General features: G+C 64.6%; 21 protein-coding genes. 15 read left to right on the forward strand and 6 right to left on the reverse strand.

What is annotated here, in order from left to right; translation table 11 throughout:
- Positions 1-16: 16 nt before the first annotated feature.
- Positions 17-751, reverse strand: coding sequence for a TetR/AcrR family transcriptional regulator (locus ACNQOP_RS10440; RefSeq protein ID WP_257369260.1), 735 nt, complete (start codon positions 749-751; stop codon positions 17-19).
- A gap of 6 nt (positions 752-757) precedes the next feature.
- Between ACNQOP_RS10440 and moeB the strand changes: the two genes are divergently transcribed.
- Both moeB and ACNQOP_RS10450 read left to right on the forward strand, forming a co-directional pair.
- The gene (gene moeB, locus ACNQOP_RS10445) at positions 758-1,960 is read left to right on the forward strand and encodes a molybdopterin-synthase adenylyltransferase MoeB (protein WP_416404412.1); all 1,203 of its coding nucleotides are present in this window, start codon (positions 758-760) and stop codon (positions 1,958-1,960) included.
- 38 nt (positions 1,961-1,998) lie between these two features.
- Positions 1,999-2,988, forward strand: a complete 990-nt coding sequence (locus ACNQOP_RS10450) for an SDR family NAD(P)-dependent oxidoreductase (protein WP_416404413.1) — start codon at positions 1,999-2,001, stop codon at positions 2,986-2,988.
- Positions 2,989-2,997: 9 nt separating this feature from the next.
- Here the strand turns inward: ACNQOP_RS10450 and ACNQOP_RS10455 are convergent, their stop codons facing one another.
- Entirely contained in the window at positions 2,998-4,317 is a 1,320-nt protein-coding gene (locus tag ACNQOP_RS10455) for a glutamyl-tRNA reductase (RefSeq protein WP_257369257.1), read from the reverse strand.
- Positions 4,318-4,475: 158 nt separating this feature from the next.
- Here ACNQOP_RS10455 and hemE point away from each other — a divergent pair, with 158 nt between their 5' ends.
- The 10 genes from hemE to ACNQOP_RS10505 all read left to right on the forward strand — a co-directional run bounded on the left by hemE (position 4,476) and on the right by ACNQOP_RS10505 (position 15,765).
- Positions 4,476-5,591 carry a uroporphyrinogen decarboxylase gene (gene hemE / locus ACNQOP_RS10460; RefSeq protein WP_257369256.1) on the forward strand — a complete coding sequence of 372 codons (1,116 nt, stop codon included), beginning with the start codon at positions 4,476-4,478 and terminating at the stop codon, positions 5,589-5,591.
- A 5-nt stretch (positions 5,592-5,596) separates the two neighbouring features.
- Complete coding sequence (hemG, locus tag ACNQOP_RS10465) at positions 5,597-7,096, forward strand: protoporphyrinogen oxidase (protein ID WP_416404414.1); 1,500 nt, start codon at positions 5,597-5,599, stop codon at positions 7,094-7,096.
- Between the two features lie 72 nt (positions 7,097-7,168).
- On the forward strand, positions 7,169-7,870 hold the full coding sequence (gene hemQ / locus ACNQOP_RS10470; RefSeq protein WP_235520665.1) for a hydrogen peroxide-dependent heme synthase: 702 nt from the start codon (positions 7,169-7,171) through the stop codon (positions 7,868-7,870).
- A complete protein-coding gene (locus ACNQOP_RS10475) occupies positions 7,867-9,090 on the forward strand; it encodes a ferrochelatase (RefSeq protein WP_416404415.1) in 1,224 nt (407 codons plus the stop codon). Before hemQ ends, ACNQOP_RS10475 begins: the two co-directional genes overlap by 4 nt.
- Positions 9,087-10,085 carry a hydroxymethylbilane synthase gene (hemC, locus tag ACNQOP_RS10480; RefSeq protein WP_416404416.1) on the forward strand — a complete coding sequence of 333 codons (999 nt, stop codon included), beginning with the start codon at positions 9,087-9,089 and terminating at the stop codon, positions 10,083-10,085. The genes ACNQOP_RS10475 and hemC overlap by 4 nt, the downstream gene beginning before the upstream one ends.
- 4 nt (positions 10,086-10,089) lie before the next feature.
- Positions 10,090-10,947: a uroporphyrinogen-III synthase gene (locus ACNQOP_RS10485; protein ID WP_284986578.1), complete on the forward strand. Its 858-nt coding sequence runs from the start codon at positions 10,090-10,092 to the stop codon at positions 10,945-10,947.
- Positions 10,944-11,924, forward strand: a complete 981-nt coding sequence (hemB, locus tag ACNQOP_RS10490; protein ID WP_416404417.1) for a porphobilinogen synthase — start codon at positions 10,944-10,946, stop codon at positions 11,922-11,924. The genes ACNQOP_RS10485 and hemB overlap by 4 nt, the downstream gene beginning before the upstream one ends.
- Positions 11,924-13,003 (forward strand): LLM class flavin-dependent oxidoreductase, encoded by a 1,080-nt coding sequence (locus ACNQOP_RS10495; protein WP_416404418.1) that lies wholly within the window; start codon positions 11,924-11,926, stop codon positions 13,001-13,003. Before hemB ends, ACNQOP_RS10495 begins: the two co-directional genes overlap by 1 nt.
- A gap of 43 nt (positions 13,004-13,046) precedes the next feature.
- The gene (gene hemL, locus ACNQOP_RS10500) at positions 13,047-14,366 is read left to right on the forward strand and encodes a glutamate-1-semialdehyde 2,1-aminomutase (RefSeq protein WP_416404419.1); all 1,320 of its coding nucleotides are present in this window, start codon (positions 13,047-13,049) and stop codon (positions 14,364-14,366) included.
- A 112-nt stretch (positions 14,367-14,478) separates the two neighbouring features.
- Positions 14,479-15,765, forward strand: a complete 1,287-nt coding sequence (locus ACNQOP_RS10505; RefSeq protein ID WP_416404420.1) for a glycoside hydrolase family 3 N-terminal domain-containing protein — start codon at positions 14,479-14,481, stop codon at positions 15,763-15,765.
- Between the two features lie 81 nt (positions 15,766-15,846).
- Here the strand turns inward: ACNQOP_RS10505 and ACNQOP_RS10510 are convergent, their stop codons facing one another.
- From ACNQOP_RS10510 to ACNQOP_RS10525, 4 genes are all read right to left on the reverse strand, one after another.
- On the reverse strand, positions 15,847-16,584 hold the full coding sequence (locus ACNQOP_RS10510) for an amino acid ABC transporter ATP-binding protein (RefSeq protein WP_416404421.1): 738 nt from the start codon (positions 16,582-16,584) through the stop codon (positions 15,847-15,849).
- On the reverse strand, positions 16,581-17,345 hold the full coding sequence (locus ACNQOP_RS10515; protein ID WP_416404422.1) for an amino acid ABC transporter permease: 765 nt from the start codon (positions 17,343-17,345) through the stop codon (positions 16,581-16,583). Before ACNQOP_RS10515 ends, ACNQOP_RS10510 begins: the two co-directional genes overlap by 4 nt.
- Before the next feature lie 12 nt (positions 17,346-17,357).
- Positions 17,358-18,308 (reverse strand): ABC transporter substrate-binding protein, encoded by a 951-nt coding sequence (locus ACNQOP_RS10520; protein ID WP_235520656.1) that lies wholly within the window; start codon positions 18,306-18,308, stop codon positions 17,358-17,360.
- A 340-nt stretch (positions 18,309-18,648) separates the two neighbouring features.
- The gene (locus ACNQOP_RS10525; RefSeq protein ID WP_416404423.1) at positions 18,649-19,359 is read right to left on the reverse strand and encodes a 3'-5' exonuclease; all 711 of its coding nucleotides are present in this window, start codon (positions 19,357-19,359) and stop codon (positions 18,649-18,651) included.
- A gap of 66 nt (positions 19,360-19,425) precedes the next feature.
- On the opposite strand from ACNQOP_RS10525, the gene ACNQOP_RS10530 reads away from it, so the two are divergent.
- The 3 genes from ACNQOP_RS10530 to ACNQOP_RS10540 are packed head-to-tail and all read left to right on the forward strand — an operon-like array spanning position 19,426 to position 26,683.
- Positions 19,426-19,842 carry an MGMT family protein gene (locus ACNQOP_RS10530; RefSeq protein ID WP_257369245.1) on the forward strand — a complete coding sequence of 139 codons (417 nt, stop codon included), beginning with the start codon at positions 19,426-19,428 and terminating at the stop codon, positions 19,840-19,842.
- Complete coding sequence (locus ACNQOP_RS10535; RefSeq protein ID WP_416404424.1) at positions 19,839-23,171, forward strand: ATP-dependent helicase; 3,333 nt, start codon at positions 19,839-19,841, stop codon at positions 23,169-23,171. The genes ACNQOP_RS10530 and ACNQOP_RS10535 overlap by 4 nt, the downstream gene beginning before the upstream one ends.
- Positions 23,168-26,683, forward strand: coding sequence for an ATP-dependent helicase (locus tag ACNQOP_RS10540; RefSeq protein WP_416404425.1), 3,516 nt, complete (start codon positions 23,168-23,170; stop codon positions 26,681-26,683). The genes ACNQOP_RS10535 and ACNQOP_RS10540 overlap by 4 nt, the downstream gene beginning before the upstream one ends.
- Position 26,684: the final 1 nt, after the last annotated feature.

Genomic DNA, 26,684 nt, shown 5'->3' on the forward strand with positions numbered 1-26,684 from the left:
GTCCTCTATTTGTAGCTTAGGACTCTTTGGGGAATCGACTGATTCCGCGCCAAGCTAAACGATAGATCAGATCGCTGGCCACATCGAGGTCCAGGTTTCCGTCTGTCTCAAGCCAATACCGCGCGCTGACCTGCGCCATTCCGGCCAGGCCGCGGCCAAGGAGCTGCGCTTCCAGGGGCGGCAGCTTGGTGTCCTCGGCGATGACATGGGCCACGGCGTCCGCAAACGTCTTGTTGAACGTTTCCAGCCGGGAACTGACATCGGGGTCGTTGATGAGGTCCGACTCAAACACCAGCCGGTGCGCTTGGTCGTCGTCGGCAATGAACCTGTAGTAGGCCCGCATGACTGCCTTGACGCGCTCTTTGTTGTCGGTTGTGGAGTTCAGGGCGCTCAGCATCAGGTCCGTCAGCGTCGCGAGATGGCTGTCCAGCAGGGCCATATAGAGCTCGCGCTTCGACGGGAAGTGTTGGTACAGGACCGGCTTGCTCACGTGTGCGGTCTCTGCGATTTCGTCCATGGCTGCGCCGTGGAACCCGTTGGCAACGAAGACTTCCAACGCTGCGTTGAGCAACTGTGCGCGGCGCTCGTCCCTTGGCAGCCTTGGCGATCGAGGGGAACCGCTCCGTTCCTGCTTCGCGGGTGCTCCATCGTTTGCCCGTGTGCCGTCAGCCACAGTCTGCCGCCTTTCCTTTGCAGTTATGACCACTCTACCGGTGGGTAATATGACCGGGCGGTATCTGCGGGCATACATTGGGGTATGGCCTCAATTGCTGCTGTCCGCACCGCTGCGCCCGCCGTCCTTCCGCCCCTTGTGGAACCGGCCGCTGAACTTACTCCGGCCGAGGTGGAGCGGTACTCCCGGCACCTCATCATTCCGGAAATCGGCGCCGTGGGCCAACGCAGGCTTAAGAATGCCAGAGTCCTCGTCATAGGCGCCGGCGGGCTCGGTTCCCCGGCCCTGCTGTACTTGGCTGCAGCCGGGGTGGGAACTTTGGGCATCGTGGACGACGACACTGTGGACCTCAGCAACCTTCAGCGCCAGGTCATCCACGGGGTGAAGGACGTGGGTACGCCCAAGATCGAGTCCGCACGCGACGCGATCGCCGAGCTCAACCCCTTGGTGAACGTGGTCCTGCACAATCTCCGCCTGGATTCTTCCAACGCCCTGGATTTGTTTGCCGATTATGATCTCATCCTCGACGGTGCTGACAACTTTGCCACGCGGTACCTCGTGAACGACGCCGCGGCCATCCTCGGCAAACCCTACGTGTGGGGATCCATCTTCCGCTTCGACGGGCAAGTCAGCGTTTTCTGGGCCGAACACGGACCCACCTACAGGGACCTCTACCCCGAGGCGCCTCCGGCCGGCTCCGTGCCGTCGTGTGGCGAGGGCGGAGTGTTCGGCATGTTGTGCGCGGCTGTTGGATCGCTCATGGTGACCGAAGCCGTGAAGCTGATCACCGGCGTCGGGCGTTCCTTGCTGGGACGCGTGGCACTCTTTGACGCCTTGGGCGGCAGTTGGCGGGAAATCAAGGTGTCCAAGGATCCGGAAGCCGAACCCATCACCGAACTGACCGACTACGAGGCCTTCTGCGGCGTCGCTCCCGTCACGGCCACTGACCAGGACCACACCGTCACGGCCACCGAGCTGGCAGCGATGCTCGCCGAGCGGGCGTCGGGGGAGCGGGACTTCGAACTGGTGGATGTCCGTGAATCAGGCGAGCACAGCATTGTGAGCATTGATGGTTCCGTGCTGATCCCACAAGGCCGGATCCTGGCCGGAGAGGCGTGGTCCCACCTGCCACAGGACAAGGACATTGTGTTCCACTGCAAGGCCGGAACGCGCTCGGCGGCGGTCCTGGAGGCCGCGCAGAAGGCGGGCTATACGCGCGTCAGCCACCTCGACGGCGGTATCCTCGCCTGGGTGCGTGACGTGGAACCCCAAAAGCCAGTTTACTGAGCGTTGCCCGTTCCGGCCGTTATCTGTAAAGCTCAACCATGAGCGAAGAACGGGCAGAGACCCAGCAACACCCTATTGGTTCCGGTTTTGGACACGGTTCCACGGCCCGGGAGGTCATCGACGGGATCGACCTCTCCGGAAAATCGGCGATCGTCACGGGCGGGTATTCGGGGCTTGGCCTGGAGACCGTGCGGGCACTGGCCTCCGCAGGCGCCTCCGTGACCGTCCCCGCACGACGCGTGGAACATGCCAAGGAAGTGCTTGCCGCGGCCGGGCTCGGCGACGCCGTCACAGTGGAAGAAATGGACCTGGCTGACCAGGACAGCGTCAAAGCATTCGCCCAGCGGTTTTTGGCCGGGCATAGTTCCTTGGACATCCTGATCAACAACGCCGCCATCATGGCCAGCCCGGAACAACGGGTAGGTCCTGGCTGGGAGGCGCAGTTCGCAACCAACCACTTGGGGCACTACACCCTGGTTAATGCTTTGTGGCCGGCCCTTGCCGCCTCGGGGGATGCCCGCGTCATCTCCCTCTCATCCACCGGCCACAAGTTGTCGCCGATCAGGTTCGACGACGTCAACTTTGACGGCGGCTACGACAAGTGGCGCGCCTACGGCCAGGCAAAAACGGCAAACGCGCTCTTCGCCGTGGAATTGGACCGCCTGGGCCAGGACTCCGGAGTCCGGGCCTTCGCCGTTCATCCTGGTGGCATCATGACCGAACTTCAACGGCATTTGCCCAAGGAAGAGATGGTCGCAGCGGGATGGATGGATGCGGAGGGAAACGTCCGCGAAGGATTCAAGACGCCGGAGCAAGGCGCTGCTACCTCGGTGTGGGCTGCGACTTCCCCTGCCCTGTCAGGTATGGGAGGTGTCTACTGTGAAGACTGCGACGTTGCCAATCCAACGGACAAGGAATCGCCGTTGGCGAGGTACCAGGGGGTGGACGCGCACGCCATCGACAAGGCGGACGCCGCCAGGCTTTGGGAATTGTCAGCGAAGCTGACAGGAGTCAACGCTTTCGCCTAGCAGGCGGTGTCAGGCGCTTTCGGAGCGGAGTTGCCCGTGATCCACAGGGCACTCCGCGGCCGGGGCGGCTGCAGGTTGCTCAACCTGGATGCCGTACAGCGCCTCAAGTGCTGCTACGTACTCCTCCTGCTGGCCGTTGGCGGCCAGTTCACGGGCCCTGACGGTAGGGATGTGGAGGAGCTGCTTGACCATCCGGCGCAGGGCGAATTCGACTTCCTCCGCGGCAGCCGTGCAACCGTGGCGGGCACGGACCTTCTCCATCTCAGCGTCCAACACGTTCATGGTGTGCCGGCGCAGCGCGACAATGGCCGAATCCACGGAGCGTGCCTCACGCTCGGACTCAAAGGAAGACGCCGCGCCTGTGACGATGGCACTGGCCTGGGACAACGATTCTGCCTGTTCCTGGGGTGCAGCGAGCCGGACGGATTCAAGCGTGAGGAGTTCCACGCCGTCGAGTTCGCCGACCGCGGGATCGAAATCATGGGTCAGGGCGAGGTCGATCGCAATCAAGGGCTTATTGGACTGTGCCCGGACGCGCGCAAGGTCCGCTGCTTCGACGCGGTTGTCCGAACCGCTGCAACCGATCATGACGTCAGCTGCGGCGACAGCAGCGGGGAGCGTTTCGGCGTCGAGCGCTGTACCCCCGCGGGTGGCTACGAAAGCCTCGGCACGGCCGGAGGAAGAATAGACGGAGATCGCGGTGCAGCCGCGTTCGCGCAGGAGTGACATGGTGGCACCCGCATAGGCGCCGGTGCCGAAGACTACGACGTTCTTGGTGGACCAGTCATCGTTCTCGGCGAGGTCGGTGGCGAGGTCCAAAGCAACGGAGACAATCGACAGGCCGCGGGAGCCCAACGCTGTCTGCGCGCCGACGTCCTTGGCGGTTTTGGAAGCTGCTTGGAAAAGCCGGACCAAGCCGGAGCTCGCCGTGCCTTCCTGCTGAGCAGTGATCAGGGCGCGGCGGACCTGGCCTGCGATTTCGCGCTCACCCACCACTGCCGAGTCCAGCCCGGCGCTCACGGCGAAGAGGTGCCTGGTGACGTCCGGGCCGGTGTGGGTCGCAAAGGAGCGGGAGACGAGTTGCTCGTTCAGGCCGCTCAATTCACTGATCTGGGAAACCAGGGCAGAGCGGGCCGCTTCGATGTCAGCGCCGTTGCCTGTTTCGCCGTAAATCTCGTAGCGGTTGCAGGTGGCTAGCACCACCGCGCCGGAAACCACGGGCGAATCCGTGAGGGCCGCGGAGGCAAGCTCGGAGGAACCGTTGCTCAACTGAGCGACAGTTTCAAGGTCGATGTCGGCGTGTGTAGCCACCAATGAGAAAAGAACCACAGCAACCCCATCATAGCTTTTTCGTAGCCCGGTAGAACAATATGGCGCCGTGGTGATCCACACGCGGATGCGTGATCCCCGCCACAGCGGCTCCTTTTGGGCTCGACGTGACAGCTTGTCGTTATCTTTTGCCCCGGATTTTCGGCACAATCAAAGGCATGACTTCTAGCTCGGCAGCATCCCAGAGTACGGCCTCCAACGCCCCGGCGGGAGCCCTCGGCCCCAACCACCCGCTGAAGGACGGCCGTACCTCGGACTCACCGCTGATCACGGCATACCGTGGCGGCAAGCCGTCGCGGCGGCCGGTGTGGTTCATGCGCCAGGCCGGCCGTTCCCTTCCTGAGTACCTCAAGGTCCGCGAAGGCGTTGCCATGCTGGACTCGTGCCTGCGTCCTGAACTCGCCGCCGAGATCACGCTGCAGCCCGTCCGGCGCCACGATGTCGATGCCGCCATCTTCTTCTCGGACATCGTCATTCCCCTGAAGCTGGCGGGCGTTGGCGTGGATATCGTGCCCGGCGTGGGGCCGGTCCTGGACAAGCCCGTCCGCACGGCTGCCGATGTCGCCGCTCTTCCCACCCTGACCTGGGAGGCCCTGGAGCCAATCCGTGAGGCCGTTCGCCTGACAGTGGCTGAGCTTGGAAAGACTCCGTTGATCGGCTTCGCAGGTGCCCCGTTTACCCTCGCTGCGTACATGGTTGAGGGCAAGCCCTCCCGCGACCACCTCGGCCCGCGGACCATGATGCACGCCGACCCTGAGACCTGGAACGCGCTGGCAAACTGGGCCGCCGATACGTCGGGAATGTTCCTCCAGGCGCAGCTGGAGGCCGGAGCCTCGGCCGCGCAGCTCTTTGACTCCTGGGCCGGTTCGCTGGGCCTTGCCGACTACACAAAGTACGTAGCACCGGCCTCCGCCCGCGCACTGGACCATGTCCGGGACCTCGGTGCTCCGTTGATCCACTTCGGCACCGGCACGTCCGAACTCCTGGTTGCCATGCGCGACGTCGGGGTGGACGTGGTGGGCGTGGACTACCGGCTTCCCCTTGATGAAGCGAACCGTCGCCTTGGCGGGGCCGTTCCGTTGCAGGGCAACATCGATCCCGCACTGCTGTCCGCGCCCTGGGACATCCTGGAAGCGCATGTCCGCGAGGTTATCGCAGCCGGCGCCCACGCCCCGGGCCACGTCCTGAACCTGGGCCACGGCGTCCCTCCGGAAACGGATCCGACCGTCCTGACCCGCGTCGTGGAACTCATCCACTCGATTCCGGCCGAGTAGGGCTCATGCGCGGCGGACATCCAACGCCCACAGCCCGTCCCGCAGGACCACGTGCCGTGGTGGTGGGCGGTGGCATTTCAGGGCTCCTTGCTGCGCGGGAACTTGCCATGGCCGGCATGCCGGTCACCGTCCTCGAGGCCACCGGCGCCTGGGGTGGTTGCGTGGGCAGCCATGTAGTCGCAGGGCTCCAACTGGACAGCGGCGCAGAGTCATATGCCACAAGGTCTTCGGCAGTAGCCGACCTCGCCAGGGAGCTCGGACTCGGCGACAGGATCGTGGCCCCGCACCCCGGTGGTGCCTGGGTGCAGCTGCCGGACGGACCGCAGGAGTTGCCCAAGACCGGAGTCCTCGGCATACCAGCCAACCCCTGGGACCCGGAGGTCCGGCGTTCACTGGGCTTCCTCGGTGCCGTGCGTGCCTCCTGGGACCGGTGGTTGCCGGCGTCGGTGGGTACGTCCTCGGATGTGACCAGTGTTGCCTCCCTTGTGCGGACCCGGATGGGCAGGAAAGTCCTGGAACGCCTTGTTTCCCCCGTGGTGGGCGGTGTCCATTCCGCCGACCCCGCCCTCCTGGACGTGGACATGGTTGCGCCCGGGCTCCGGGCTGGAATCCGAACACACGGTTCCTTGTCGGCGGCCGTCGCAGCCCAGCGCAAAGTTGCTGCCGTCCCGGCCGGCGAAAATGCGTCAGCCCGAAAAACAGGCTCCGGGCTGGCCAAGGCGGGTTCCGCCGTCTCCGGTTTAGCAGGCGGGATGAACACCCTGGTGACGGCCCTGGTGGCCGACCTCCGCGGGCGGGGCGTAGACCTGCTCGCTGGAACTGCGGCAACGGACGTCGTCAAGACTGCGGCCGGTTGGCGTGTCACCGCCGGCGATTCCACATACGACGCCGGCCGCCTGGTGGTTGCGCTGGACGGCCCGGCGGCTGTGGGCCTGTTGGAGAAGTCGCTGCCGGCATTGTCTGACCTGCGTCCGGCGCCAGGGCCCTTGGTGAGCCTGGTGACGATGGTGGTTGACGTGCCGGAACTTGATCGCCGACCCCGCGGAACCGGCATCCTCGTGGCGCCCCAGACCCCGGGAATCACGGCGAAGGCGCTGACGCACGCCACGGCTAAATGGGATTGGCTTGCCGGGGAAGCCGGGCCTGGAACCCACGTGCTGCGGCTGTCCTATGGTCGCCGCGAGGATGCGGGTGGATCCCCGGATGTGGTCCTGGATGACGAATCCCTCCTTTCCGCGGCCTTGGCCGATGCCTCGCAGTTGTTGACGGTGCCGGTATCCCGGGCGGATGTCGTGGATTGGGATGTGGTGCGCTGGGCAGGTGCCCTGCCGTTCGCTGCCGTCGGTCATAAACAGCGTGTGGCGCACGTCCGTGAGGTGTGCGCCGCTGCGGAGGGGCTGACGGTTGTCGGAGGGTGGTTGGCAGGCAACGGCTTGGCCGCGGTCGTGTCGGATACCCGGAAGCAACTCAGCGAGGCAATCAAGCGCGGGCCCGCCATTGTGTGATTTGCATCACTTCTACGCCCTGTAGAACTGATCCGTTTCGACTTAGCGCCATGCACGGGGCAAACTTGAACCATGAGCCACACTTCTGCCGAATCTGTCACTAAAACTGCTGGAACCGACGAGCAGTTCTTCACGCTTTGGACCGTCTTCAAGCGCTCGGCCGACGTCTTGCGCAGCGGCGATGCTGCCCAGGAATTCGAAGCCCTGATCGAAACGCTCGCCGACGGCGGCGTGGTCCTCCGCGGTAGCTATGACGTGTCGGCGATGCGCTCGGACGCCGACATCATGGTGTGGCTCCACGGCGCCAAGCCCGAGGACCTGCAGTCCGCCGTCCGCTCCATCCGCCGCAGCAAACTGTTCGCAGGAACGGAAATTGTCTGGTCCGCCATGGGCGTGCACCGCGAGGCCGAGTTCGCCAAGAGCCACGTGCCTGCCTACGCGCGGGGCGTCGAGCCCAGCACCTGGCTCTGTGTCTACCCGTTCGTCCGCTCCTACGAGTGGTACATCCTGCCGGCCGAAGAGCGCGGCGCCATGCTCCGCGAACACGGATTGCTGGGCCGGGAATTCCCACAGGTCATCTCCAACACCGTCTCCTCCTTCGCCCTTGGGGACTGGGAGTGGATCCTTGGTCTTGAGGCACCGGAACTGGTGGACCTGGTTGACCTGATGCGCCACCTGCGGGACAGCGAAGCCCGCAACCACGTCCGTGAAGAAATCCCGTTCTACACCGGCCGCCGCATCAGCGCCGCCGAGATTGCTGAGGTCCTGGCATGAGCGAGCTCCCCCTTTCCACCGAACTGAACAGCGTCACCGAGCGCGGCCGCCAGGAACCCAAGAACTACGACGCCGTCCTGCTGGCTTCCTTTGGTGGACCCGAAGGCCAGGAGGACGTCATACCCTTCCTGCGCAACGTCACCCGTGGCCGTGGCATCCCCGACGAGCGGTTGGAAGAGGTGTCGCACCACTACCGCGCATTCGGTGGCATCAGCCCCATCAACCAGCAGAACCGCGAGCTGAAGGCAGCGATCGAAGCGGAGCTGGCACAGCGCGGGATCGAGTTGCCCGTCCTGTGGGGCAACCGGAACTGGGACCCGTACATCGCCCCCGTCCTGCAGGACGCTTACGACGCCGGTCACCGCCGGATCCTGATGCTCACCACCAGCATCTACTCCTGTTACTCCAGCTGCCGCCAGTACCGCGAAGACATCGGCGTTGCCCTGACCGGAACCGGCCTGGACGGCAAGCTCGAGGTCGACAAGATCCGCCAGTACTTCGACCACCCCGGTGTGGTCCAGCCCTTCCTTGAAGGGACAGCCGCCGGGCTTGAAGAGATCCGGGGCAAGCTGGCTGCTGCCGGCGAAGCCGACCCGGACTCGAAGATCCGTGTCCTGTTCGCTACCCACTCCATTCCCACCCGCGATGCCGAGGCTGCTGGCCGTTCAGACGACGAGCCGCGCGAGTTCGCTGAAGGATCTGCCTACGCAGCCCAGCACCTTGCCAACGCCAAGGCCATCATGGATACCGTGGCACCCAACGTCGCATGGGATCTGGTGTACCAGTCGCGCTCGGGCGCACCGCACATTCCCTGGCTGGAGCCGGACATCAACGACCACCTCGAGGCAATCGCTCCTGAAGGTGTTAAGGGCGTTGTCATTGTTCCCCTCGGTTTCGTCAGCGATCACATGGAAGTTGCCTGGGACCTCGACACTGAGGCGCTGGAAACGTGCCAGAACCTCAACATCGAGGCCACTCGCGTTCCCACGCCGGGCACGCATGCAGCCTTTGTTTCCGGTCTCGTGGACCTGATCTGCGAACGTACCGTGGATAACAACATCGCCGATCGTCCGCATGTCACCGACCTCGGACCGTGGTACGACGTGTGCCGTCCCAACTGCTGCGAGAACTTCCGCGGTGCCAAGCCTGTCATCGCCGAAGTCGGTACCCGCGTCGGCATCGGCCACGACGCGTACGCCGCGTCGGAGGCCGCCAAGTGACCGTCCGCATCGGCACCAGGGCCAGCAAGCTGGCCCTAACCCAGACGCAGCAGACTGCCGACAAGTTGGCTGCTGTCGGCGGTTTCCCGGTAGACCTCGTGCACATCCGGACCGAGGGCGACGTCAAGACAGGTTCCCTCTCCCAGATGGGCGGCACAGGCGTGTTCGTCGCGGCGCTCCGTGATGCGCTGCTGGCCGACACCTGCGATGTCGCCGTGCATTCCTTGAAGGACCTGCCCACAGGGGCGGCCCTTGGCCTGAGTATCGCTGCGACGCCAAAGCGCGTCGACGTCCGGGATGTCCTCTGCGCGCGCGACGGCATGACGCTCGCGGAACTGCCGGGTGGCGCGAAGGTGGGCACCGGCTCGCCCCGCCGTGCAGCCCAGCTTCGGGCCGCGCGGCCGGACATTGAGGTCCTCGACATCCGGGGCAACGTTGACACCCGTCTTGGCAGGGTCCCGGGGCTTCCGGGAAACACCACGTCCGAGGTTGTTCCCGGTAAGTCATGCGACCTTGACGCCGTGGTGCTCGCCGCGGCTGGCCTGGAGCGGATGGGCCGGCTGGACACCGTCAGCGAGTTCTTCGAAACCAGCGTCATGTTGCCGGCACCTGGGCAAGGGGCGTTGGCCATCGAATGCCGCACGGAGGATGCTCCCCGCCAGGCAGGCACGACGGAGGGCTCCAACGGCGTGTTGGCGCAGGCCCTTGCCGCGCTGGACGATGACGACACCCGCCTTGCGGTCACAGCCGAGCGTGCGGTCCTTGCCAGGCTCGAGGCCGGCTGCGCGGCTCCCGTAGGTGCCTTTGCCTTCCGCAAGGGGAGCATGCTTCATCTGGAAGCTGCCGTCTGCTCCGTGGACGGGACCAAGACCGTGCGCGAGAAAAAGGCCACCGACGGCCTCACTGAGGTGGGAGCCACCCTGCTGGGCATCGAGGTTGCCGAGCTGTTGCTCGCCGCCGGCGCGGCGGAGATTGCGGATCTTGCCGCATCCTAAGCCCTTGGAAGCACAAACCTTGGCCGGCCGGCGCGTCCTGGTTACCAGGACCGCCGACCGCGCCCAGGCTTTGGCTTCACTCCTCACCGGAGCCGGTGCGGAGCCACTGGTGCTTCCACTGATCGATTTCGAACGGGCCCAAGACCAGTCCCCGTTGGATGAGGGCATCGACCGGCTGTCAGCGGGAGGATTCGACTGGCTGGTCGTCAGCAGCATCACCACGGTACGGGTCCTGCTGGAAAAGGCTGCCGAACGCGGTGTCACCCTTGCTCATCTGGTCCCCGCCGGGACCAGGGTGGCCACCGTTGGCGAGTCGACCAGGCGCGCGCTGGAGTCCGTTGGACTCACAGTTGCGCTGGCGCCCGTCGAGGTGCAGTCGGCGGATGGCCTTCTTGAGCTCTGGACAGCGGCACCCGGGCAGGTCTTCCTGCCCCAAGCAGATATTGCCGCGCCGGGCCTCCGTGAAGGCCTGGCAGCGAAGGGCGCCGACGTCACTGCCGTGACCGCCTACCACACCGTTGATTTCCCGGCCCGCGCCGGTTCCCGCCTGACTACGCAGCTGCCATCCGCCGTCGTGGTTGAAGACCGGGCACCGCGGATCATGAGTCCTGCGGAAGTGCGGGACGCCCTGGACGCCGGGACCATGGACGCCGTGGTGCTCGCCTCGCCCAGTGGCGCACGGCGCATCGCCAGGGACTTTCCGGGACTGGGCCGCTGCCAGGTCATCGCGATTGGACGTCCGACGGCGGCTGCGGCCTCCCAGCTCGGACTCGCCGTGGCTGCCACGGCCAAAGAACCAACACCGGACGGCATCGTGGCCGCCCTGGTATCTGTTTTCGCCAACGAAGGGAACCCGCAATGAGCTTTCCAAACCATCGTCCCCGCCGCTTGCGCACAACTCCCGCCATGCGCAGGCTGACCGCCGAGAACCGGCTGGCCCCCGCAGACCTGATCCTCCCGGCATTCATCCGGGAGGGCCTCACTGAACCGAGCCCCATCAGCTCCATGCCGGGCGTCGTCCAGCACACCACCGACTCCCTGAAGCGTGCTGCCGCCGAGGCCGTGCAGCTGGGAGTGGGCGGCATCATGCTGTTCGGCGTACCCGCGGTCCGGGACGCGCAGGGCACTGCATCCCTTGACCCTGACGGTGTCCTGAACAAGGCAATCCGCGACGTCAAAGCCGAAGTCGGTGACGACCTGGTGATCATGGGCGACGTGTGTTTGGACGAATTCACAGACCACGGCCACTGCGGTGTACTGGACGCCGAGGGCTACGTGGACAATGACGCCACGTTGGAAATCTACGGCAAGATGGCAGTCGCCCAAGCAGATGCCGGCGCGCACGTCCTGGGCCCTTCGGGAATGATGGACGGCCAGATCGTCGTCATCAGGCAGGCCCTGGAGGAATCCGGCCACAAGAACACCGCGGTCCTGGCGTACGCCGCAAAATATGCTTCCGCTTTCTACGGCCCGTTCCGTGAGGCCGTTGATTCCCAGCTGAAGGGTGACCGCCGGACCTACCAAATGGACGCGGCCAACCGTCGCGAAGCCATCCTCGAAGTTGAGTTGGACTTGGAGGAAGGGGCGGACATGGTCATGGTCAAGCCGGCCATGAGCTACCTGGACATCCTTGCCGACGTCGCCGCCATGAGCCCGGTGCCCGTTTCGGCCTACCAAATCTCAGGTGAGTACGCCATGATCGAAGCGGCTGCGGCCAACGGCTGGATCGACCGGCGTGGTGCCATCACCGAGTCCGTGCTGGGGATCAAGCGGGCCGGAGCCGATACCGTACTGACCTACTGGGCCTCCGAACTGGCAGGCTGGCTTAAGGAGTCCTGATGACCTCTGTTTCTTCCGACCCCACAGCTCCGGTAGCTTCTGACGAGATCCTGCTCGGGCTAAACACCTTCGGCGACGCGGGACTCGACGCCGACGGAAATCCCAAGGAGCATGCCCAAGTCCTGCGGGAGCTGTTGGAAGAAGCGAAACTCGCAGACTCCGTCGGCCTCCATGCCTTCGGCGTCGGTGAGCACCATCGTCGGGACTTTGCCGTGTCCGCGCCGGAGGTTTTCCTCGCCGCGGCAGCGGCTGTGACGACCCGGATCCGCCTCGGCTCGGCTGTCACGGTGCTGAGCTCGGACGATCCCATCAGGGTGTTCCAACGCTTCTCCACCGTTGACGCGATATCGAACGGTAGGGCCGAGGTGATGCTCGGACGGGGTTCGTTCGTGGAGTCCTTCCCGCTGTTCGGCCTTGACCTGGCCGATTACGAGGTCCTCTTCGAGGAAAAGCTTGAGCTCTTCAACAAAGTGCGCGCGCAGAAGCCGGTCCATTGGGAAGGCCGTACCCGACCCAACGTCAGCGGGCTCCAGGTCTACCCGAAGCTGCAGCACCATCTGTTGCCCGCCTGGATCGGAGTAGGCGGAACACCTGAGTCTGTACTGCGCTGTGCCGAATACGGATACCCGATCATCTTCGCCATCATCGGCGGAGAACCCCGCCGCTTTGCGCCCTTGGTGAATCTGTACCGCGAGGCCATGGGCAAATACGGCCACCCGATGCGCCAGATAGCGACACACTCACCGGGTTTCATCGCCGATACCGACGAGGCCGCCCGCGAAGAACTCTTCCCGCACTGGCTTGAACAGCGCAACAGGATCGGCGCCGAGCGTGGCTGGGGACCCGGCAACCGGGGCGAATTCGATGCGATGTGCGGTCCCGAAGGCGCACTCTATGTGGGCTCTCCGGAAACCGTGGCGCAGAAGATCGCGCTCCTGAAGCGGAACCTCGGGGTTGACCGCTTCGACCTCAAATACAGCAATGGGACCCTGCCGCACCAATCCATGATGCGCTGCATCGAGCTTTACGGCACACAGGTGGCCCCACGGGTCGCCGAGCTGCTTGCCGCGGCCTCGTAGGCGACGGCCCTGCCGCTGATGAATCACTGAAAGAATAGGAACCATGACTTCAAACACCCCCGTGTCCGACCAGCTCTTCGACCGCGCCCGGTCCCTTATGCCCGGAGGCGTGAACTCCCCGGTCCGCGCCTTCGGATCCGTGGGTGGCAACCCGAAGTTCATGGTCTCGGCCAAGGGTGCCTACCTCACGGACGCGGACGGCAAAGAATACGTTGACCTGGTGTGCTCCTGGGGGCCGGCATTGCTGGGCCATGCCCACCCGGCCGTCCTCGACGCCGTCCACGCGGCCGTGGACCGTGGCCTGTCCTTCGGCGCCTCCACCCCGGACGAAGCCAACCTGGCTGCCATCGTCAAGGAACGCGTCTCCGCCGTCGAACGCCTCCGGATGGTGTCCACCGGCACGGAAGCCACCATGACGGCCGTTCGCCTGGCCCGCGGCTTTACCGGCCGCAACCTCATCATCAAGTTCGCCGGCTGCTACCACGGCCACCTCGATGGACTGCTCGCCGCGGCCGGTTCGGGCGTCGCCACTTTGGCCTTGCCCGGGTCGGCAGGTGTCACTGAAGCCACGGCAGCTGAGACCCTGGTGCTGCCTTACAACGACCTCGCCGCCGTCGAAGCTGCCTTCGCCGCCCACGGCAACAACATCGCTGCCATCATCACTGAAGCTGCGCCGGCCAATATGGGTGTCGTGACCCCGGGAGAGGGCTTCAACGCCGGTCTTTCCCGAATCACCAAGGAATACGGTGCGCTGCTCATCCTCGACGAAGTGCTCACCGGATTCCGCACTGGACATGCCGGCTACTGGGGCCTGACTGGCCGTCAGGAGGGCTGGGCGCCGGACCTTCTCACCTTCGGCAAGGTCATCGGCGGCGGAATGCCGACGGCGGCACTCGGCGGACGCGCCGACGTCATGGACTACCTCGCTCCGGTTGGTCCGGTTTACCAGGCCGGCACCTTGTCCGGCAATCCTGTGGCCATGGCTGCTGGCGTGGCAACGCTGACGAACGCGACGCCTGAGGTCTACGCCCACGTCGATGCCCGTTCGCTGGAGCTGTCTGCGGCCCTGTCGTCCGCCCTGGAAGCGGCCGGCGTAGACCACTCCATCCAGAGGGCAGGCAACCTGTTCTCCGTCGCGTTCGGCACCTCCGCCCACGGCGTGCACAACTACGACGACGCCCAGGGCCAGGAATCTTTCCGCTACGCGCCCTTCTTCCACTCCATGCTGGACTCCGGTGTTTATCTTCCGCCGTCTGTCTTCGAAGCCTGGTTCCTGTCTGCAGCCCACGACGACGCAGCAATGAGCCGGATCTTCGACGCACTCCCGGCAGCTGCGAAAGCTGCGGCCGCCGCCTCAGCCTGACGTGGTCAGCCTGCCCCGGGGGCTGCACCGCGCAGCTGCCCGGGGCATTGTTGTACCCGCACGGGGTAGGCTCGTAAGTGGAAACCCAACCCCAACGAATTAACGGTTTACCATGCGCAAGACCCAGACAATTGCATCCCTCGGAATGAGCATCGCGGCGGCTGGAGCTCTGCTCGCCATGGCGTCCGGCTGCTCGGCAGGCAACGGAAGCTCCGCCCAGAACCCAACTCAAGGGACGCAGTCGGCCTCCGCGTCCCCGTCATCAGCCGCCCCGGTTCCCAGCACCGCGGCGGCAACGCCCTCCGCGCGGCCTTCTGCTCCAGCGGCCCCTGCTCCGGACCCCCAGCCGGCCACCAGCACCCCATCCGCCGCTGAACAGCAGCTCGGCACCCTGGACGTGGAACAACGCGTTGGACAGCTGTTCATGGTCGCTGCCAAGGCCACCGGCGCCGAACCTGCCACCATGGCCGCGCTGAACAATTATCACGTCGGCAACATCTACTTGAGCGGGCGCAGCAAAGCCGGAACGGCGACCACAGCGTCGGTGGTATCAGCATTGACCGGCACGGTTTCCGCTGCAACGACAGGGGGGTTGCCGTTGTCGGTCGCCACAGACCAGGAAGGAGGACTCGTGCAGGTCCTGTCCGGTCCCGGCTTCTCGCAGATCCCCGCAGCGCTGGTACAGGCAGGGGCAGGGCCCACCAAACTCCGTGCCGACGCGGCCGTCTGGGGCAAGGAGCTACGCAGCGTTGGCATCAACGTGAACCTTGCCCCTGTCCTGGATACCGTCACGAGTCCCGAATTTGCCCCGTCCAACGCCCCGATCGGCCACTTCCGGCGGGAGTACGGCTTCACACCCCACGATGTCTCGGTGCTGGGCAATGCCTTCGCTGATGGCATGAAGGATGCCGGCGTCGCTCCAGTAGTGAAACACTTCCCGGGCCTGGGCCGAGTGGTTCCCAATACGGACGTCAGCAGCGAGGTCCGGGACACTTCCACCACCCGTAATGATCCCGCCCTGGAACCGTTCCAGGCAGCCATTAAAGGTGGCGCCCGGTGGGTCATGGTCTCAAATGCCTATTACGACAAGATCGACCCCGCCAACATTGCACCCTTTTCAGCGACCATCATGGACACCATGCTGCGGACTGATGCCGGGTTCACGGGAATCGTCCTGTCAGACGACCTCTGCAGCGCGGCTCAATTGGAAGCATGGTCCGATGCCGACAGGGCGCTGAACTTCTTTGCTGCCGGGGGAACCATGCTGGTGTGCGCCGATCCTGCCCGCATCCCCGCCATGCATCAGGCTGTGGTGCAGAAGGCCCAGTCCGATCCGGCGTTCCGGGCCAAGGTGGACGCCGCAGCGCTGACCATCCTGCGGGTCAAGGCCGGCCAGTAGCTTCTGTTTCCGAACGCAGAAAACCCCGCCTCGTGCAGCCCCGAGGGGGCACGCAAAGCGGGGTTTCCTGTGGCTTGGCTTCTAAAGTACGTCCGAAAGGAAGCCCTGGAGGCGCTCCGTGCGCGGATCCGTGAACAGTTGCTCGGGCGGGCCCGACTCCACGACCACACCGGCATCCATGAAGGTCACCACGTCGGAAACGTTGCGGGAGAAGCCCATCTCGTGGGTCACCACCACCATGGTCATGCCACCCTTGGCCAGGTCCGTCATGAGGGCCAGGACGCCCTTGACCAGCTCCGGGTCCAACGCAGATGTTGCCTCGTCGAAGAACATCACTTCCGGCTTCATGGCCAGCGCGCGGGCAATAGCCACACGCTGCTGCTGGCCACCTGAGAGGTTGGCTGGCCGGGAGTCCGCTTTGTGTTTCAAACCCACCAGGTCCAGCTGGTTCAGGGCCTCGTGCCGCGCCTGCTCCTTGGACATGCCACGGAGTTTGCGCAGTGCCAGGGAGATGTTCTCTGCAACCGTCTTGTGCGGGAACAGGTTGAATTGCTGGAAGACCATGCCGATCCGGCGGCGCAGCTCATCAGGGTTGTCCTTGAGAACCGAGCGCCCGTCAAGCAGGATGTCGCCCTGGTCCGGCTCGATGAGCCGGTTCATGACGCGAAGCAGCGTCGACTTGCCCGAACCCGAAGGACCGATCACCGAGGCGGTGGTGCCCTTCTCAACGTGCAGGTCGATGCCACGCAGGACGTGGTTGCTGCCGAAGGACAAGTGGATGTTCTTGGCCGTCAATGTGCCTGAAACGAATTCACTCATGCTTGGGCTCCTTTTCCAACGACGGCTGCTGCTTCGTCCGGTTCCTTCTTCTCCGGCCGGCCGGTCCGCATCCGGCCATCAATCCAGTTCACGAAGTGGGTGAGCGGAATGGTCAGTGCCAAGTAGAAGATGGCGGCAGCTACATAGGGGGACAGGTTGCCGGTGTTCGCCGCCGCGTCCTTGCCGATCTGGAAGATCTCACGCTCGGTTGCCAGGAGGCCCAGCATGAAGACCAGCGACGATTCCTTGATCAAAGCGATGAACTGGTTGACCAGGGCCGGGAGTACGCGGCGGATACCCTGTGGGACCACAACCAGGCGCATGGAGGAACCGTAGCTGAACCCGAGGGCACGGGTAGCCTCCAGCTGACCCTTGTCCACGCTCTGGATGCCGGATCGGAAGATCTCACCGATGTAGGCACCAGACATCAGGGACAGCGCCGCAATGGCCATGGGGTACGGGCTGGTTGAGCCTGTGAGTTCACGAACAATCGGGCCGAACCCGAATCCGATCACCAGAATGGTCAGCACCGGTGGAAGCCCGCGGAGAATATCCGTGTAGATGCGGGCTATCCACCGTGCCGCTGCGTTCCGGGAAATCCCCATCAGGGCGAGCAGCATCCCGAGCGCTGTCCCGATGACGCCGGAGACGACAGCCAGCACGATGGTGTTGGGCAAGCCGACGGCGAACATCTTGGGAAGGACTTCGCCTATCGCCTTCCAGTCAAAGAAGCTTTGGGCCAGTTGGTTGAGGATATCCATGGAACGTCCGGGTTACTTGGCGGGGATCTGGACGGCCTTGCTGCCCGGCTTCCAGCCCTGGGGGGTCTGCTCAGCAGCAGTCGGACGGTCCTTGTACCACTCTGCCGTGAGCTTGGTCCAGGTGCCATCGGCGATCACAGCGTCCAAGCCGGAGTTCAGGGCATCGATCAGGGGCTTGTTGTCTTTGTTCACTGCGTACGCGGTGAAGTTCTGGGTGTTGACAACCTTTTCGGCGATCTTGGTGTTGTCGCCTTCCTTGACCTGGCCTTCTGCCTGCTGTGACGGGGCCACCCAAGCGTCGATCTGGCCGTTCTTTACGTTGCCGTAGACCGTGTTGTAGTCAGGGAAACGGACAGGCTCGATCTTGAGCGTGTTGGTCATGTAGTCATCCTGGACGGTGCCCTGGACAACGCCGACGCGCAGGCCTTCCTTGATATCGCCGAAGCCGGTGACCTTGGAATCCTTCTTGGTGACGACGGCCATGTAGCCAAAGTCGTAACCGTTGGTGAAACCGACCGTCTTGCGGCGGGCGTCCGTGGTGGAGATCGAGGAGGATCCGACGTCGAACTGCTTGTTGCCCACCTGGGAGAGCAGTGCTGAGAAGTCAGTCGATGCGAATTCGACCTTGAGGCCCAGCTTGTCGCCGATGGCGCGCAGCAGTTCATTGTCGTAGCCGGTGAACTTGCCGGAAGGATCAATGAAGATGTTGGGCGGGGCGTCGGAGAGGGTGCCCACGCGAAGGGTGCCGTCAGTGATGAGGCCGAGCTTGGACTTGTCGATCTTGTCCAAGGGGGTGACGTCAGCGGTGGTGAAGGAGTCCAGACTCTTCTGGTCGCTGCCGGCGAGGGCGTCGGTGGGGGTGCCGCTCGGGGTGGAGGATCCACCGCCGCATGCTGCCAGGGAAATCACCAGGGCTGCGGCCACAGGGGCGACAGACAGCCACTTAGGGGCTTTGAATTTCATGAAGAAATCACTTTCATCGAGTCACGGAGACGTATCGCGGTGGGCGGGGAAAACGGCAGCGAAACGAAAGTTGGCTGCCCTAGCAGACTTCAACCCGCCAAAACTTAATTATGTCACCAGGGCCCCAGGCGTCAGTGAATCGAATAAGTGGGTGCCTACGCTCGGTTTAGCCGAATATAGTTCCTACCAGGAGTGCGTTGCTCCTTGGACTATTCAACGGTTGGGCGAAGTCGTTGAATCCGCGCACTAATACAGGCCTGATGGGGGTTCCTGAATTCAGGTGTGACTTGCGTCGCAGAACGTAATCCGCAGGGGACAGTTCCGCGTGCGCGGCGCGTCGCTAGAAGCCGCCTCTGCTGGCGTCCTCGGGCGGAAGGACGGGCCATTCGCCCTCGATGACGGCCGTCGGCTTGCTGCGGCGGAGATACTGCTGGAAATCAGCCGCCTGCGAGGCCGCCCAGTCCACCTGCAACTGGTGGAGCGTGGATGCCGGCATCTGCAGCTTGGGAAACTTGCCGGCCATGGCGTCCAGCACCCTCAAGGTTGCCAGGGCATCCGCAGCTGACGTGTGGGCATTGTCGAGGTCAACCCCGTATTCCTCGCACAGGGCGGTCAGGGTCCGCTTGCCCTTCCGGTAACGGTCAACCTGCTTGTTCATGATGTAGGGATCGAGTACGGGGAAGCGCGTCAGTTGAGGGACGCCGTAGCGGGCGGATTCCGCCGCGAGGACCGTGAAATCGTAACTGGCGTTGAAAGCGATGACCGGAGTGCCGTCGTCGAAAAGTCCCTGAAGAACTGCGGCTACCTCGCGGGTGACCTCTGCGGCGGGGCGCCCCTCGGCCCGCGCCTTTTCGGTGGTCACGCCGTGGACCTCGCTGGCCTCGGCAGGAATCTCCACACCCGGATCCGCCAGCCATTCATGCTCGGCGATGAGCTCCCCGCGTTCATCCACCACCGTGATGGATGCGGTGACGATCCGCGCTGACCGGGAGTTTTTCCCGGTGGTCTCGAGGTCGAAGGCGGCGCGGGAGAGGGTGTTCCAGGAGCTCATGTCTTCAAGCTACCGGCTGGCTCCGACACTATTTGGGCACGACACTCCTGCCGTTACGCTGAACACATGCGGATGGAGTATGTGACGGCGGTGCTGGCCGTTGTGGACCTCGTTCCGTCCGGCTCGGCAGTGTCCTATGGTGACGTCGCCGAGCTGCTGGGCGCCGGTGGTCCACGGCAGGTCGGCTCCGTCATGAGCCATTACGGCAGTCCCGTGGCGTGGTGGAGGGTGCTGCGGGCCAGCGGCGAGGCGCCTGCCGGGCACGAAGCCGATGCCCTGCGGCACTACCTGGCCGAATCCACCCCTCTTCATGGTGCGTACCAGGCTTTCCTGCTCACGGGCGAGGGCCGGTGGCGCGTGGACTTGGCCGCCGCGCGTTGGGCACCAACCGATGCGGAATTTGATCAACTTGATGTGATCTCGGACCAGTTGGAGCGTCAACTCCATATTTTGTCGGTGCCCGATGATGAAATGACTGTGTGACCGCGACACCCACCAAAACCCGCCAAGCTTCGGCAACGCTCCGCCTGCTGCCGCCGCGCGAGACCCACTACGCGGCACCTGTTCTATCCCCGGACCAGCAGGCCGTGGTTTCGCTTCCACAGGGAAGTGGCCCCGTACTCGTCCCAGGCGGTCCGGGAACGGGCAAGTCCACAGTCCTCATTGAATCGGCTGTCCGCCGGGTTCGCGAGGATGGCCTGGATCCGGGCAGCATCCTCATCCTTGCCCCGGCACGGCACGCGGCCGCTGGCCTGCGGGACACCTTCACGGGTCGACTGGACCGTAGCCTCAGCACGACGCCGGCACGGACGTGGGCTTCGTACGCCTTCGATGTCATCCGGCGCGCCAAAGCAGAAGGCATCCTTCCGCTGGCCCGGCCGCCCAAGCTCCTGTCCGGCCCCGAACAGGACCTCATCATCAAAGAGCTGCTGGAAGGCCATGCGCGTCCCGGTTTCCATCTGCCCTGGCCCGAGGATCTTACGGCTGCGCTGCCCACCCGCGGTTTCCGCCACGAGATCCGGCAGTTGTTCGACCGCATCATCGAATCGGGCCGAACTGCCGAAGACCTGGTTGGCCTGGCCTATGAATGTGGCCGGCCGGACTGGATGGCGGCGGCAGAGCTGTACAGCGAGTACAGGGATATCCTGGACCTGCGAATGCCCGAGGCCTTCGACCCCGCTGGAATCATCACGACGGCACGGCAGATTTTCCAGGACTCACCGTCGTTCCTGGCCGCCGAAAGGGACCGGCTCCAGCTCATCCTCGTGGACGACGCCCAGGAATCCAACCCTGCCGTGTTCGAGCTCCTCGCCGATGTGGCGGAGGGCAAGGATGTTGTGGTGACGTATTCCCCGGATACCGTCGTGCAGGGTTTCCGGGGTGCGCGGCCGGACCTCGTAGCTGAGCTGCCATCCCTGCTGGGCGGCGCCAATCAGGACATCGTGGAACTTCCCCTGGGCGTCACCCACCGGCATACGCCGGCGGTAGCCGAAGCCTGGACGCGGGTCGCCGCCCGCATTTCACAGCGGTCCGGCGGTCAGCTCGCACGGCGAATGGAACAACCGGCCGACTCTGTTTCCGGGCAGGATAACGGGGCAGGGGAGGGCCGCGTGGAAGGTCATGTGCTTCCCTCCGCCGTCCACGAAATGCGATACGTAGCCCAACGCATCCTTGAAGCGCAGCTCCGTGAGGGGCGGGAGTTCAGCGATATCGCGGTGATTGTTCGCAACGGCGGGCAGATCTCGCAATTGCAGCGCTACCTGGGCGGCCAGGGGATCCCGGTGCGGGTTCCTGTGGCGGACTCGGCCGTCCGCGACGAAGTGGCAGTCCGTCCTCTATTGGAGGCCTTCGCGATTGTCCTGGACCCCGCCAAACTCACCCCCGAGACAGCAGTTTCCCTCCTCACCTCCCGGATCGGCGGCGCCACCGCTATCGAACTGCGCAGACTGCGGCAGTCGTTGCGCCGCGAGGAACTGCTCGGCGGCGGAGGGCGGTCAAGTGACGCTTTGCTCGTGGAGGCGTTGCTTCAGCCAGGCGCTTTGGCTTCACTGGGAATTGAAGGCAGCTCGGCACGTCGGCTGGCACGGATGTTTTCGGCGGGGGCCGCGGCCGCAGGACAGCCTGGCGCGAACGCCGAATCCGTGCTGTGGGCCCTATGGCAAGCCACGGGATTGTCATCCCGGTGGGCGGAAGCAGCGCTTGAGGGCGGCACCGCCGGGGCGCGCGCTGACCGCGACCTGGATGCCATGATGGCGCTGTTCCACACGGCGGAACGGTTCGTGGACCAGTTGCCGGGCTCCGGTCCCGAACAGTTCCTGGACTATTTAATGAACCAGGAACTTCCCATGGACACCCTCGCGGCCCGCGCGCAGTTGGAGGCCTGCGTTGAGATCATGACCCCGGCCAGCGCTGCAGGCAAGGAATGGCCGGTGGTGATCGTTGCAGGCCTTCAGGAAGGTGTATGGCCCAACACCCGTTTGCGTGGTGAACTGCTCGGCAGCACCGTGTACGCCGACGCCGTGGAGCATGGGGTGGACTATGCCCTGGCACGTGGACCCTTGAGCCGCCTCCGCGACATCCGCTACGACGAGCTGAGGAGCTTTTCTACGGCAGTCTCGCGTGCCCGCGAGGTCCTTATTTGCACTGCCGTGTCTTCCGAGGACGAACAGCCCTCGGCGTTCCTGGACTACGTGGCACCGCTGGCCGGCGGCGAATACCGGCGCGAGTACACGCCCGTGGACCGTCCCATGACCCTGCGTGCACTCGTCGCGGAGTTGCGGCAGCATGCACAGGCAGGCGAGTCCGGTCCCGGGGGGCGGGAAACCGCACGGGAGGCTGCACGGGTACTTGCCCGCCTCGCCAGCACGGAACCGTCTGTCGCGGGCGCCCACCCGGACACCTGGTGGGGGCTGGCACCACTGAGCTCTGAAGCTGCCGTGGTGCCGCCCGGGGGCACAGTGTCCGTCTCGCCCTCGAAAGTCGAAGCTGTCCACAAGTCACCCCTGGATTGGTTTGTCCAGGCCGCTGGAGGAGAGGCAGCTACGGATTTCGCGCGCAGCCTGGGAACGCTGGTGCACAGCATCGCCCAGGAGCTGCCCGATGCCTCCGGCTCCGAGTACGTCGCAGAGCTGGTCAGACGCTGGCCCACCCTTGGCATGAAAGACAACTGGGAGGGCAAACTGGACTTCCAGAGGGCCGAACTCATGGTCCGTAAGCTGGCCCAGTATGTGCTCCTCATGCGCAGCGAGGGAAGGAGCCTGCTGGCCGTCGAGCATGATTTTGAAGTCCAGCTTCCCGATGTCCACGTGGATGACCTTGGCGTGGACGAGCCCGGGGCCGGGAACACGCGGCACGCAGTCCTCCGAGGTCAGGTGGACCGTCTGGAGATCGATTCCGGGGGCCGGCTGGTCGTCGTGGACCTCAAGACCGGAAAACGCCAGCCCGGTAAAGCCGAAGTTGCCAGGCACCCCCAGCTCGGTGCTTACCAGGCTGCCGTCCTTCAAGGTGCCTTCCGGGACGCCGTAACCGGTACGGAAACGCCCGACGCCGGACCGGCGGACGCCGCAGTCCCGGGCGGAGCGGTGCTGGCCCAGCTCGGCACCAAGGCCAAGAGCCCCGCCGTGCAGCAGCAGGAGCCGCTTGACCCTGCCGATAACTGGGCCGAGGGCCTGGTCAATGAGGCGGCTGGGCTCATGGCTGCGGCGACTTTCGAAGCCCGGCACGACCCCAGCAAAAGCGGCCACGGCGGCCATGGGTGCCGTCTCCCCGATATCTGCCCGTTGTGTGCCAGAGGAAAGCAGGTCACCGAATGACAATCGAGCTCCTGGCTGGTTCTGCCGCCAGCAGTCCGGGCGCGGAGGACGTTCCTGAGCCCCGGTTCACACCCTCGCAACTGGCTGGGGTTTTGGGTGAAAAGAACCACCCCACGGACGAACAAGCCGCCATCATTGCATCGTCCCTCACTCCACGCCTGGTCATCGCTGGAGCCGGTTCCGGAAAGACTGCCACCATGGCGGACCGCGTTGTGTGGCTCGTGGCCAACGGCTGGGTGCGCCCTGAGGAAGTCCTTGGCGTCACTTTCACCCGGAAGGCCGCAGGGGAGCTTGCCAGCCGCATCCGGAGCAAACTGGCCACGCTGCAGCGCATTGCAACCGAAGACGACGGCAGCCTTGGTTTCCCGGAAGGGTTGATGGGCACAGACGACCTCGAACCCAAGGTCTCCACTTACCACTCCTACGCAAGCGGCATCGTCTCCGACTACGGCCTGAGGCTGGGTATTGAACGCGACGTTGTCCTGTTGGGCGGCGCCCAGTCCTGGCAGCTCGCCAGTGAAGTCGTCGAGGCCTACGACGGCGACTACGAACACTTCACCGCGGCCAAGTCAACCCTGGTCAACGCCGTCATCCAGCTGGCGGGGGAGTGTGCCGAGCACCTTCAGGACCCGGCCGCGGTCCGGGAATGGGTCCTTGAACGTGTCCACACCTTCGAAGAGCTTCCTTACGTAGCCGGTGCCAAGAAGAACCCCACCCAGGCCGCCGGCGAGCTGGCGTCGATGCTCAGGACCCGTGCCAGTGTCGCTGACATGGTGGTCCGATACCAGGAGGCAAAGCGGCAGCGGGGTGTCCTCGATTTCGGCGACCTTGTGGCTCTCGCCGCGAGGATCGCCAGCGACATCCCCCTTGCCGCCACCACCGAACGTGCCCGTTACAAGGTGGTGCTCCTGGACGAATTCCAAGACACCTCGCATGCGCAGCTCGTCCTGTTCTCGCGACTGTTTGGACAGGGCCACGCTGTCACCGCAGTGGGCGACCCGAACCAGTCGATCTATGGTTTCCGCGGTGCTTCGGCAGGACAGCTCTTCCATTTCGTGCAGGAGTTTCCCGTCAGGCATATCGACACGGCTGGCGGGACTGAAACGTACTCCGTGGCTCCCACGTCGTACCTGACTACGGCCTGGCGCAACGGTCGGAACATTTTGGAAGCGGCCAATACCATCGCAGCGCCCTTGAACAAGGCAGCGGTCATGGGTGGGCCGGCAGGGGAGAAGGACTCAGCCTCCGGTGTCTCGGTCCCGCCTTTGGTTCCCAGCCCGGCGGCCGTTGACGGGAAGGTGGTGATTGGGCGTTTCAGCACCGATGAGGATGAAGCCGCTGTCATTGCCCGCGATGTCCGGCGCTACCAGCGGACGGTCTTCGAAGAGGAGGGGGACGGTACGCCGGTCAGGCCGACGATGGCGGTGCTGTGCCGGCGACGCGCCCAGATGGAGTGCCTTCGCCGCGAGTTCGAGCTGCAAGGGATCCCGTATGAAATCGTGGGCCTCGGAGGCCTGCTGGACACGCCGGAGATAGTGGATTTGGTCGCCACCCTGCGGGTGCTGGCAGACCCTGGGCGTTCTGATGCCCTGATGAGGTTGCTGGCCGGAGCACGTTGGCGCATTGGTCCGGCGGACTTGATGGCTTTCAGCGATTGGTCGCGTTCGCTGGCCCGTCGCCGGTCTGCCCCGGACTCCCACCCGGATCCCATCGATGCCAATGAGGAGCCGGCAGCGGTGGTGGTTGAGAGCGATATCACCGATGCCGCAAGCCTGGTGGAGGCCCTGGACTTCCTGCCCAAGCCCGGCTGGACTTCGGGGCACGGAAGGAGCTTGAGCGAGGCCGGTTTGGAACGCCTGGCCAGGCTTGCCTCTGAACTTCGCTTCCTTAGGAGCTACATTGGCGACGACCTCACCACGCTCCTGGGCGAAGTGGAACGGGCGATGCTCCTGGACATCGAAGTGGCAGCCAAACCGGGAATCAGCATTCACCAGGCCCGCCGCAACCTGGATGCGTTCCAGGACGCCGCGGCCGGGTTCCTGCAGACGTCGCAGCGCATCGACCTTTTGGCGTTCCTGTCCTGGCTGGAAGCGGCCGCATCAGAAGAGGGCGGTTTGGACGTCGCTCCGGTGGAGACCAACAGGGAAGCCGTGCAGTTGCTGACAGTCCATGCCTCCAAAGGACTGGAATGGGACGTTGTCTTTGTTCCCGGGCTCAATGCCGGTTCGTTCCCCAGCAACCGGGATTCCCGATGGAGCAGCGGAGCTGCTGCATTGCCGTGGCCATTGCGGGGGGACCGCGCAGACCTCCCGCAGTGGGACCTTGACCAGCCGGACCAGAAAGGGTGGCTGGACGCAGAGAAGGATTTCAAGTCCGAGGTCCAGCATCACGGTGAGGCAGAGGAACGCAGGCTGGCGTATGTGGCCTACACCCGGGCCAAATTTGTCTTGTGGGCCTCCAGCGCAGCTTGGAACGGCTCCCGCTCGGGGATGGCCTCCATGTCGGGTTTCCTGTCAGAACTGGCCCCGCTCACCGGATTGGACGGTGTGGACGGGGAAGGCCGGGAACCGGGTATCGCCCGCAGGACGGCACAAGCAGTCATCCATGCCGAATCCGTGGCCGAGGAAGCGTTACCGGAGGAAAGCCCGTTGACCGCAACTTTGGAAGTGGCACAGTTCCCCTATGATCCTCTGGAGGGACCGTCCGATCCCCGGACCGGCGCGCGTCTCAGGCTGGTTCCCGGGCGTCGGGCTGCCATGGACCAAGCAGCGGCGTTGGTTCGCGGCTTTATGGAAGGACACAGCTCCAGCGAGGCCTCCGATGATCTGAGTGGCATGGCCGCACGATGGTCCCAGGAGGCCGAACTCCTGCTGGACCGCCAGCGGATGCGTTCATCAGTCCAGGACGTCCACCTGCCCAGCCACATCTCTGCATCGCTGTTCGTGGACCTCGGATCCGATCCGACAGCTGTCCTGTCCCAACTCCGCAGGCCCGTGCCCCGGGAACCTGGAATCTCAGCCCGCAAGGGTACGGCCTTCCATGCTTGGGTGGAGGAGTACTTCGGCTCAACCGGCATGTTGGACCTTGACGAGGCACCGGGTTCGGACGCCCACATCGACGAGGCCTACGGCCTGGACGAGATGGTGTCGGCGTTCAAACAGTCAGAGTGGGCCCATCGTGCCCCCGCATTCGTGGAAGTTCCGGTGGAAACCCGCATCGGCGACGTCGTGGTCCGTGGTCGCATCGACGCTGTCTTCCGTGACTCTGATGGGCGTTGGCAGCTCATTGACTGGAAGACCGGCCGCCGTCCATCAGGCCAACAGTTGGCGTCGCGCGCAGTTCAGCTCGCCGTGTACCGGCTCGCCTGGGCACGATTGCAAGGAGTTCCCCTGGACGACGTCAGTGCCGCTTTCTACTACGTGGTGGACGACTCCGTGGTGAGGCCACATGATCTGGGCACGGCCGAAGAACTGGAGGAGATTATTGAACGTGCTTTGAAGAACAGTGCCTGAG

It is taken from the genome of Arthrobacter sp. LFS091 (assembly GCF_047977885.1).
Taxonomy (GTDB): Bacteria; Actinomycetota; Actinomycetes; order Actinomycetales; family Micrococcaceae; genus Arthrobacter.

Bases quoted from the DNA above. Each gene is read 5' to 3' on its own strand.
- hemG (WP_416404414.1), top strand. From the start codon at position 5,597: ATGCGCGGCGGACATCCAACGCCCACAGCCCGTCCCGCAGGACCACGT.
- ACNQOP_RS10495 (WP_416404418.1), top strand. From the start codon at position 11,924: ATGACCTCTGTTTCTTCCGACCCCACAGCTCCGGTAGCTTCTGACGAG.
- ACNQOP_RS10540 (WP_416404425.1), top strand. From the start codon at position 23,168: ATGACAATCGAGCTCCTGGCTGGTTCTGCCGCCAGCAGTCCGGGCGCG.
- hemL (WP_416404419.1), top strand. From the start codon at position 13,047: ATGACTTCAAACACCCCCGTGTCCGACCAGCTCTTCGACCGCGCCCGG.
- hemE (WP_257369256.1), top strand. From the start codon at position 4,476: ATGACTTCTAGCTCGGCAGCATCCCAGAGTACGGCCTCCAACGCCCCG.
- ACNQOP_RS10450 (WP_416404413.1), top strand. From the start codon at position 1,999: ATGAGCGAAGAACGGGCAGAGACCCAGCAACACCCTATTGGTTCCGGT.
- ACNQOP_RS10515 (WP_416404422.1), bottom strand. From the start codon at position 17,345: ATGGATATCCTCAACCAACTGGCCCAAAGCTTCTTTGACTGGAAGGCG.
- ACNQOP_RS10440 (WP_257369260.1), bottom strand. From the start codon at position 751: ATGTATGCCCGCAGATACCGCCCGGTCATATTACCCACCGGTAGAGTG.
- ACNQOP_RS10475 (WP_416404415.1), top strand. From the start codon at position 7,867: ATGAGCGAGCTCCCCCTTTCCACCGAACTGAACAGCGTCACCGAGCGC.
- hemQ (WP_235520665.1), top strand. From the start codon at position 7,169: ATGAGCCACACTTCTGCCGAATCTGTCACTAAAACTGCTGGAACCGAC.
- ACNQOP_RS10520 (WP_235520656.1), bottom strand. From the start codon at position 18,308: ATGAAATTCAAAGCCCCTAAGTGGCTGTCTGTCGCCCCTGTGGCCGCA.
- ACNQOP_RS10530 (WP_257369245.1), top strand. From the start codon at position 19,426: ATGCGGATGGAGTATGTGACGGCGGTGCTGGCCGTTGTGGACCTCGTT.
- moeB (WP_416404412.1), top strand. From the start codon at position 758: ATGGCCTCAATTGCTGCTGTCCGCACCGCTGCGCCCGCCGTCCTTCCG.
- ACNQOP_RS10505 (WP_416404420.1), top strand. From the start codon at position 14,479: ATGCGCAAGACCCAGACAATTGCATCCCTCGGAATGAGCATCGCGGCG.
- ACNQOP_RS10510 (WP_416404421.1), bottom strand. From the start codon at position 16,584: ATGAGTGAATTCGTTTCAGGCACATTGACGGCCAAGAACATCCACTTG.
- ACNQOP_RS10525 (WP_416404423.1), bottom strand. From the start codon at position 19,359: ATGAGCTCCTGGAACACCCTCTCCCGCGCCGCCTTCGACCTCGAGACC.
- hemB (WP_416404417.1), top strand. From the start codon at position 10,944: ATGAGCTTTCCAAACCATCGTCCCCGCCGCTTGCGCACAACTCCCGCC.